This window comes from Alphaproteobacteria bacterium (assembly GCA_030740435.1).
Classification (GTDB): domain Bacteria; phylum Pseudomonadota; class Alphaproteobacteria; order UBA2966; family UBA2966.
The window spans coordinates 1-7,939 of record JASLXG010000133.1; the positions used below are offsets into that span (position 1 = coordinate 1).

Here is a 7,939-nt window from a genome sequence, read left to right on the forward strand (position 1 = left end):
GCGGCTCAAGCGCCCTCCGGGCCCACCACGATGGCGCCGCCCTGGACTTCCAGCGGCACCGGCGTCAAGCGGGCGCCGGGGCAGGGGCCGGCGATGCAGGCGCCGTCTTCGATGCGAAAGAGGGCGCCGTGGGTGGCGCAGAGGATCAGCGTCTTGCCCGCGTTGAGGAACTGATCGGGCTTCCAGTCGAGCGGCCCGCCGGTATGGGGGCAGTCGTTGATATAGCCCTCAATGCCGCCCTCGTGGCGCACCACGAAAAAATCGAAGCTCTCGGGTCCATCACCGAAACTGAAACCCTGGGCGCCCACCTCTTCGATGTCGTCGAGGCGGCAGATCTCGGTGCCGGCGGCCGGCGCGTTGGGCCGCGCCAGCACGGGCCCTGCCGCCATCAGTCCCATTCGCCCTTGAAGGGGCGCGACAAAAGCCCATTGATGGCCTCGTCGACCGAGGCACCGTGATGCACGATGGCGTCGACGGCGGCACTGATGGGCATCTCGACGCCCAGCCTGGCGGCCAGCGCCAGCACGGCCGGGGCGCTGGCCACGCCTTCGGCCACCGTTCGCCGCCCTTCCAGGATCTCGGCCAGGCGGCTGCCGCGGCCCAGCTCGAGGCCCAGGCTCATGTTGCGCGATTGCTCGGAGCTGCAGGTCAGCACCAGATCGCCAAGCCCCGAAAGCCCCATCAGGGTTTCGCGCCTGGCCCCCTTGGCCAGGGCCAGGCGCATCATCTCGGCCAGGCCTCGGGTGATCAGGGCAGCCCGGGCGTTGTCGCCCAGCCGGCGTCCGCTGACGATGCCGCAGGCGATGGCCAGCACGTTCTTGACGGCGCCGCCGATCTGGGCGCCGATGACGTCGGAGGAGAGATAGGGCCGGAAGTGCGGACTGCCGAGCGCCGCCACCAGGGCCGCGCCCAGGGATTCGTCGGCGGCGGCCAGGGTGACGGCGGCGGGTAGCCCGCGCGCCACCTCGGCGGCAAACGTGGGTCCCGAAAGCACGGCAATTTGCGCCCCGGCAAGCTCCGCCGCCACCACCTCGCTCATCAGCGCGCCGCTCTCCTGTTCGATGCCCTTGGCGCAGATCAGCGCTGGCGTCCCGGGCTGCCAGCGCGCCGCCAGGTCTTGGCAGAGCGGGCGCAGGAATTGCGCCGGCGCCACCAGCAACACGGCGTCGGCATCGCAAACCTGGGCCAGTTCGGCAGTGGCTTTGATGGCCGGGTCGAGGGCCACGTCGGGCAAGAACATGGTGTTGCGCTGGCCCTCGTTGATGGCCTCGACCACCGCCGCCTCGCGGGCCCAGAGCACCACCTGCCGGCCCTGCAGGGCGGCGTTGGCGGCCAGCGCCGTGCCCCAGGCCCCGGCCCCGACGACGCCAATGCGCTGCAACTCAGCTTTCATCGCGGGCCGTAGTCGCGATCCACTTGTGCCACGCGAATGCGAAAGTCGGCAAACAGCTCGGCCTTGCCCAGCTCCTGGGCCTGGCGGTGGCCGGCATGGTCGCGCCAGGCCGCCAGCGCTTCGGCGTCGCGCCAGAATGACAGCGAGAGGAACTTGCCCGGCGTACCGCGGCTTTCGAAACGCTCGACCGAGATAAATCCGTCGACGCCCGCGAGCTCGGGCCGTAGCTCGGCTGCCAGATCGAAATAGCGATCCGCCATGCCTTCCTTGAGCGTGACTTCGAAAATAACTGCGATCATCTTTGCCGGCCTCGTCAGGGCGACACTAACTGACCGGCCGCCGGCCCTCTACAGAATAAATATCGCCCGGCCACTTGAAGCATGAGGAATTGACCACAGAGATGGGGTAATCGGCGCTGTGGGTGGCTACTATCCGAGCTTTTTGGACGTGGTGTGGTTGTTGCATCCCCAATGAGCGTTAAGGAGAGCAGCCACCCTCAGCGCCGATTACCCCATCTCTGTGGTTAACCTACGGAACCTTTCCACAGCCTGGCTGGTACGAAGCATAGCCGGAACGTCAGCAACACAATGTGTGCATCCCTTGGGGGTGATGGGGAGGGGGAGCGGGTGGCCCGGGGCAGTCACGAAACGGCCGCCGCGTCGAGGGGCCAGCGCGCCCGGGCGGCCACGTCGAGGGGATCGCAAAGACCGAGCGCCAGGCGCTCGACCCCGGCCCAGGCGATCATCGCCCCGTTGTCGGTGCAAAGTGCCGGCGGCGGCGCCACCATGGCGATGCCGTGTTGGGCCGCCACTTGCTCCAGCCGGCCGCGGATGGCGGCGTTGGCGGCGACGCCGCCGGCCACCACCAGGGTTCCACCACCGTGCTCGCGCAGCAGCACCTCGATGGCCCGGGCAGTGCGATCGGCCAGCACGTCGCTCACCGCGGCCTGGAACGAGGCGGCGACGTCCGCCACCTGGCCGGGCGAAAGCCCGTCCGGCGCCCCCGCCCCCAGGCCCTCGACCAAATGGCGCACCGCCGTCTTGAGGCCGGAAAACGAGAAATCGCAATTTTCCCGCCCCAGCATGGGCCGCGGCAGGTCGTAACAGGCCCGGCCCTCGGCGGCGGCGCGTTCGAGCGCCGGGCCGCCGGGATAGCCCAGGCCCAAAAGCTTGGCCGTCTTGTCGAAAGCCTCGCCCACGGCGTCGTCGATGGTGCCGCCCAGGCGGCGGTAGCGGCCCACGCCTAGGGCCACCAGCAGCTGGCAGTGGCCGCCCGAAAGCAACAGGCAGAGGAAGGGAAATTCGACCTCCGCCACCAGCCGCGCCGACAGCGCGTGCCCTTCCAGGTGGTTGACGGCGATCAGCGGCCGCCGGGCGGCGGCGGCGATGGCCTTGGCCGTCACCAGCCCGACCATGACGCCGCCCACCAGGCCGGGACCGGCGGTGGCGGCTATGGCGTCGAGCTCGGTAAAGTCCAGCCCAGCCTCCGCCATGGCCCGGGCGATGATGCCGTCGAGCTGCTCGACGTGGGCCCGGGCGGCGATCTCGGGCACCACGCCGCCATAGGGCCGGTGATCGTCGAGCTGCGACAGCACGATGTTGGCCAGCACCTCCCGGCCGCTGGTGACCACGGCGGCGGCGGTTTCGTCGCAGCTCGTCTCGATACCGAGGACGGCGCAGTCATGGCTGTTGGTCTGGGGCCCTGGCATGGCAATATTGCTTGCGCTTCACGGACCCAGGCTCTAGCACCACGACCATGCCTTCGCAACCACCCCCTCCCGCGCCATGACCGCCGCCCCCACGAATCCTACCCCGAGGGTGAGCCCGCGGCTGCGCATCGGCACCCGCGGCAGCCCGCTGGCCCTGGCCCAGGCCAACGAAGTGCGCCATCGGCTGACCGCCGCCCATGGCGATCTGCCGGCCCAGGCTATCGAGATCGTCGTCATCAGCACCAGCGGCGACCGGGTGCAGGACCGGCCGCTGGCCGAGATCGGCGGCAAGGGGCTGTTTACCCTGGAAATCGAGCAAGGATTGCTGTCGGGCGGCATCGATCTGGCGGTGCATTCGATGAAGGACATGCCCACCGAGCTGCCCGCTGGCCTCGACATTCCCTGCCTTTTGCCGCGCGAGGATGCGCGCGACGTGCTGATCAGCCAAAACGCCGCCGGGCTCGACGAATTGCCCCCCGGCGCCGTCATCGGCTCGGCCTCGCTGCGCCGCCGGGCCCAGTTGCTGCACCGCCGGCCCGATTTGCAAATGGTCAACTTCCGCGGCAACGTCGAGACCAGGCTGCAAAAGGTGGCGGCCGGCGAGGTCGACGCCACCTTGCTGGCGCTGGCCGGCCTCAAGCGACTGGGCCTGGCCGGGCGGGGCGAGATCGTGATCGAGCCCGAGGTCATGCTGCCGGCCGTCGCCCAGGGTGCCATCGGCATCGAGTGCCGCAGCGACGACACCCGCATCCTGGCCCTGCTGGCGCCGCTCAACGATGCCGCCACGGCCACCTGCGTGGCGGCCGAGAGAGGCCTGCTGGCGGCGCTGGACGGCTCCTGCCGCACGCCCATCGCCGGCCATGCCGTGTTGGCCGGCGAAGACCTGCATTTGCGCGCCCTGGTGCTGCGGCCCGACGGCAGCGAGATGCTGGAGACCGAACGCCGCGGAAAAGGAAACCAAGCCACGGCGCTGGGCCGTGACGCCGGCCAGGAACTGCGCCGCCGCGCCGGCCCCGACTTCTTCGTCGCAAGCTGAGCCCGGCGTGCGAATTCTCAACACCCGACCGCTCGAGGACGCCGCGGCGCTCGACGCGGCGCTGCGCGCCCGCGGCCACGAGGTGGTGGCGGCACCACTGCTGCAGATCCACCAGCTGCCCGAGGCCAGGCTCGAGCTGGATGGCGTTCAGGCGCTCGTGGCCACCAGCGCCAACGGCGTCCGGGCCCTGGCGGCCAGAATATCCGCCGCCACGGCGCTGCACGGCCTGCCGCTGCTGGCCGTCGGCGAGGCCAGCGCGCGCTCTGCCCGGGAGCTCGGTTTCAGGGACGTGAGCAGCGCCGCCGGCGACGTCGGCGATCTCGCCGAGCTGGTGCGCCGGCGCCTCGATCCCGCCGCCGGGCCGCTCTTGCAGGCGGCGGCGACGGTCCAGGCCGGCGATCTGGCGGGCCTGCTGGAAACGGCCGGGTTCGAGCTTCGCCGGGCCCTGCTCTACGAAGCCCGCCAGGCCGAGGCCCTGCCGCCGGCGGCGCGCCAGGCGCTGGCCGGGGGCGGCCTCGATGCCGTGGTGTTTTTCTCTCCCCGCAGCGCCGGCACCTTTGTTAAGTTGGTCCAAGCTGCGGACCTGGCGGCGGCGGTCGGGGATCTGGCTGCCTATTGCCTCAGCCGGGCCGTGGCCGAGGCGGCCGGCGGCCTGACGTGGCGCCGGATTTGGCTGGCGGCGCGGCCCGAACAGGCGGCGCTCTTGGAATTGATCGACGCCGGGACGGCGTGATGACCATAGACGACGAAGACAGCGAACAGCCCAGCCCGACCGAGGCGGCGGCGCCGGTGGGGCGGGGAGGGATCTGGTTGGCGCTGGCCACCATCGTGGCGGCGTTGCTGCTGTCGGCGGCCGTATCGCTCACCGCGCCCAGGCTTTCCCAATTGTTTGCCGACTGGCTGCCCGGCCAGCGCCAGGCCCAGCCCTCGCCCTTGGAGCAAAAAGTCGCGGCGCTCGACCAGCGCCTGGCCCGGCTCGAGGTGGCCCAGGCGGAAACTCTCGAGCGGGCCCAGGCGGCGGTTGCCGAAGGTGCCGCCCTGGGCCGGCAAGTTGCGACGTTGCGGCCCCAGGTGGCGGGCATCGGCGCTTTGACGAACCGCCTCGACAAGCTCGAAAGCCGGATCAAAGCTGTGGCCGCGCAAAACGAAAGGGCAGCGGATTCCGGCGATCCAGCTGCCCTGGCGGCCTTGGGCCAACGCTTGCGGGAGCTCGAGACGGCGGCGGCCGGACGCGGCGACGAGGCCCTGCGGGGCGGACGCGAAACGGCGGCGCTCAAGCAGCAACTGCATACCCTGGCCGCCGACCTGGCGAGCGCCCGGGCGGAGATCGCCGACCTGGCCCAGCGGCGCTCGCAGGGCGGCGGCAGCGGCGCCCTGGTGGCGCTGGCGCTGGGCCGGCTGCGCGATGCCGTTGGTAATCGGCCCTTCGCCGACCAACTGGCAGCGCTGCGCCAACTGATACCCGAGCCGGCGGCCGAAAGCGGATTCGAAGAAACCCTGAGCCAGTTGGAAAAGCGCGCCGGCGGCGTCGCCAGCCGGCCCGATCTGGCCCGGCGCTTTGCCGCCCTGGCCGGCCCCGCCGTGCGGGCCGGCGCCGGCCAAGACGAGGGCTGGCTGGCTGCCACCCGGCGGCGCCTCTCGGGCTTGGTTTCGCTGCGCCGCACGGGCCCAGCGGCGGGCAGCGGCGTCGAGGCCCGGGTGGCCCGGGCCGAAGCCGCCCTGGCGGAGGGCGACCTGGCGGCGGCGCTGGCCGAGGTAGCGGTGCTCGAAGGCGGCGCGGCGGAGGTTCTCGCACCCTGGCGCCGGGCGGCCAGTGACAGGCTGGCCGTCGAGAGCGCGCTGGCGGCCCTGGAAGCCCGCCTTCCCGATCTGCTGCAGGCCGCCGAGTCGCCCTGATGGCCCGCGCCCTCGCCGTTTTCATCCTGCTCGGGCTGGGAGCGCTGCTGGCGGCCTGGCTGGCCGACCATCCCGGCGACGTGGCCATCGACTGGCAGGGCTGGCGGCTCGAGACTTCCGTCGCCGTGGCGGCCGTGGCGCTGGCCTTGCTGTCCGTCGGCTTGGCCGCCGGCTATCGCTTCTGGCTCTGGCTGCGGCGCGCGCCGGCCGGCATCACCCGGGCCCGGGCGGCGGGCCGCGAGAGGCGGGGCTACGATGCCCTGGCCGAGGGCCTGGTGGCGGTGGCGGCCGGCGACGTGGCTGAATCGCGGCGCCTGGCGAGCCGCACCGAGGTGCTGCTCGGCAGGCCGCCGCTGGCGCTCTTGCTCTCGGCCCAGTCGGCCCAGTTGAGCGGCGACGAGGTGGCCACGGAACATCATTTCAAGGCCATGCTGGAACGCCCCGAGACGGAGTTCCTCGGCTTGCGCGGCCTGTTGGTCCAGGCCCGGCGCCAGGGCGACCGCCAGGCCGCGCTCAAGTATGCCCGCCGGGCCCATGCCCTCAAGCCCGGCTCGCCCTGGCTGCTGGACACGCAGGCCGCGGCCGGGCTGTGGGGCGAGGCCGAGAAGACGCTGGCGGCGGCCCAGCGCCAGCAGACGCTGGACCCGGCGCAGGGCCGGCGGCGCCGTGCCGTGACGCTGCTGGGCCAGGCGCAGGAAGCGGAACGCGGCGGTCAGGCCGGCCGGGCCGCCAAGCTGGCCGGCGCGGCCCACCAAGCGGCACCCGAGCTGGTACCGGCCGCCCTCATGGCGGCCCGCCTGACGGCGGCTGCCGGCCGCGCCCGCAAGGCCGCCAAGACCCTTGAACGGAGCTGGCGGGAAACCCCCCATCCCGAGCTCTGCGCCACCTGGCTGGCGCTGTGGCCGGGCGACGACGCGGCGCGCCGCCTGCGCCGTTTCCGCCGCCTGGAAGCGGCCCGGCCCGAACACTTCGAGTGCCGCCTGGCGCTGGCCGGCTTGCTGGTCGCGGCGCGGCACTTCGAGCAGGCGCGGCAAGAGTTGGCGCCCCTGCTGGGCCCCGCCGACGACCTGCCCGAGGCCCGGGTGTGCCGCCTCATGGCCGACCTCGAGGAAGCCGAGAACGGCCAAAGCGAGGTGGTGCGGGACTGGCTCCTGAAGACCGAAGCGGCGCCGCCTGAGGCCACCTGGGGCTGCCGGGGCTGCGGCCGGGCGGTGGCCGAATGGACGCCCAACTGCGGCCACTGCGGCGCCTTCGACAGCCTGCACTGGGCCCCGCCCGGGGCCCACCGCGAGCTCGCTGAAGCGAGCCCGGCCGGCCCGCCGCCGGCCGCCACCATCGCCCCGGCCGCCAACAACATTGACGCCGGCGCGACGCCGGAGTAGCGTCGCGCCCGCTTGGCCGCCCGCCACAGGCCGCAGTAGCTCAGGGGTAGAGCAACTGATTCGTAATCAGTAGGTCGGGGGTTCAAATCCTCCCTGCGGCACCAGAGTTTTCCGATATAAAACAATACATTAGCGATAGATCGATCGGCAACTGCATCCGCCGTGCTGGCCCGATTTCGTTTCGGGGTAACGCTGGGGGTAACAAAAGACGCTTCCCCACTGGGCTGATTTGGCCGAGCCCACCGCCGAGCCCTATTATGTCCCCACCCTCACCAACGCGGCGACCATCATGCAAAACACCAACGCCTGGGAAACGACCCTCGCGGGGCTGGCGCTCGCCGTCGCCGCAATAGGTAAAGAGCACGAGCCGACCGAGATCCTTGAGGGGAGGAGGCCTTTCAACGACCTTGCTGAGGCCGCTGTCGCTTGCTGCGACGCCCCAATGATCAAAATAAGGGGATTTGGCCTGTTGGTTGACGAGAAACGGCCTCTGGGACTCCAAAATGGACTCAGGAACGCCCTCA

9 protein-coding genes and 1 tRNA gene are annotated in these 7,939 nt (G+C 71.4%); 6 read left to right on the forward strand and 4 right to left on the reverse strand.

The window, feature by feature from the left end; genetic code table 11:
• Nucleotides 1-5: 5 nt before the first annotated feature.
• The 4 genes from QGG75_13770 to tsaD all read right to left on the reverse strand — a co-directional run bounded on the left by QGG75_13770 (nucleotide 6) and on the right by tsaD (nucleotide 3,101).
• Complete coding sequence (locus QGG75_13770; protein ID MDP6068300.1) at nucleotides 6-389, reverse strand: Rieske (2Fe-2S) protein; 384 nt, start codon at nucleotides 387-389, stop codon at nucleotides 6-8.
• Nucleotides 389-1,393 carry an NAD(P)H-dependent glycerol-3-phosphate dehydrogenase gene (locus tag QGG75_13775; protein ID MDP6068301.1) on the reverse strand — a complete coding sequence of 335 codons (1,005 nt, stop codon included), beginning with the start codon at nucleotides 1,391-1,393 and terminating at the stop codon, nucleotides 389-391. The genes QGG75_13770 and QGG75_13775 overlap by 1 nt, the downstream gene beginning before the upstream one ends.
• The gene (locus tag QGG75_13780; protein ID MDP6068302.1) at nucleotides 1,390-1,692 is read right to left on the reverse strand and encodes an antibiotic biosynthesis monooxygenase; all 303 of its coding nucleotides are present in this window, start codon (nucleotides 1,690-1,692) and stop codon (nucleotides 1,390-1,392) included. Before QGG75_13780 ends, QGG75_13775 begins: the two co-directional genes overlap by 4 nt.
• A 341-nt stretch (nucleotides 1,693-2,033) precedes the next feature.
• Entirely contained in the window at nucleotides 2,034-3,101 is a 1,068-nt protein-coding gene (gene tsaD / locus QGG75_13785; protein MDP6068303.1) for a tRNA (adenosine(37)-N6)-threonylcarbamoyltransferase complex transferase subunit TsaD, read from the reverse strand.
• A gap of 109 nt (nucleotides 3,102-3,210) precedes the next feature.
• On the opposite strand from tsaD, the gene hemC reads away from it, so the two are divergent.
• From hemC to QGG75_13815, 6 genes are all read left to right on the forward strand, one after another.
• On the forward strand, nucleotides 3,211-4,137 hold the full coding sequence (gene hemC, locus QGG75_13790) for a hydroxymethylbilane synthase (protein MDP6068304.1): 927 nt from the start codon (nucleotides 3,211-3,213) through the stop codon (nucleotides 4,135-4,137).
• Between the two features lie 7 nt (nucleotides 4,138-4,144).
• On the forward strand, nucleotides 4,145-4,870 hold the full coding sequence (locus tag QGG75_13795; GenBank protein ID MDP6068305.1) for a uroporphyrinogen-III synthase: 726 nt from the start codon (nucleotides 4,145-4,147) through the stop codon (nucleotides 4,868-4,870).
• Nucleotides 4,870-6,033: a hypothetical protein gene (locus QGG75_13800; GenBank protein ID MDP6068306.1), complete on the forward strand. Its 1,164-nt coding sequence runs from the start codon at nucleotides 4,870-4,872 to the stop codon at nucleotides 6,031-6,033. Before QGG75_13795 ends, QGG75_13800 begins: the two co-directional genes overlap by 1 nt.
• Entirely contained in the window at nucleotides 6,033-7,415 is a 1,383-nt protein-coding gene (locus tag QGG75_13805; GenBank protein ID MDP6068307.1) for a heme biosynthesis HemY N-terminal domain-containing protein, read from the forward strand. The genes QGG75_13800 and QGG75_13805 overlap by 1 nt, the downstream gene beginning before the upstream one ends.
• A gap of 29 nt (nucleotides 7,416-7,444) precedes the next feature.
• A tRNA-Thr gene (locus tag QGG75_13810) sits at nucleotides 7,445-7,519 on the forward strand.
• A 125-nt stretch (nucleotides 7,520-7,644) separates the two neighbouring features.
• Nucleotides 7,645-7,939 (forward strand): hypothetical protein (locus tag QGG75_13815; protein MDP6068308.1); only part of this gene is annotated, 295 nt, incomplete at its 3' end.

Bases quoted from the DNA above. Each gene is read 5' to 3' on its own strand.
- tsaD (MDP6068303.1), bottom strand. From the start codon at position 3,101: ATGCCAGGGCCCCAGACCAACAGCCATGACTGCGCCGTCCTCGGTATC.
- QGG75_13775 (MDP6068301.1), bottom strand. From the start codon at position 1,393: ATGAAAGCTGAGTTGCAGCGCATTGGCGTCGTCGGGGCCGGGGCCTGG.
- QGG75_13780 (MDP6068302.1), bottom strand. From the start codon at position 1,692: ATGATCGCAGTTATTTTCGAAGTCACGCTCAAGGAAGGCATGGCGGAT.
- QGG75_13770 (MDP6068300.1), bottom strand. From the start codon at position 389: ATGGCGGCAGGGCCCGTGCTGGCGCGGCCCAACGCGCCGGCCGCCGGC.
- QGG75_13805 (MDP6068307.1), top strand. From the start codon at position 6,033: ATGGCCCGCGCCCTCGCCGTTTTCATCCTGCTCGGGCTGGGAGCGCTG.
- QGG75_13800 (MDP6068306.1), top strand. From the start codon at position 4,870: ATGACCATAGACGACGAAGACAGCGAACAGCCCAGCCCGACCGAGGCG.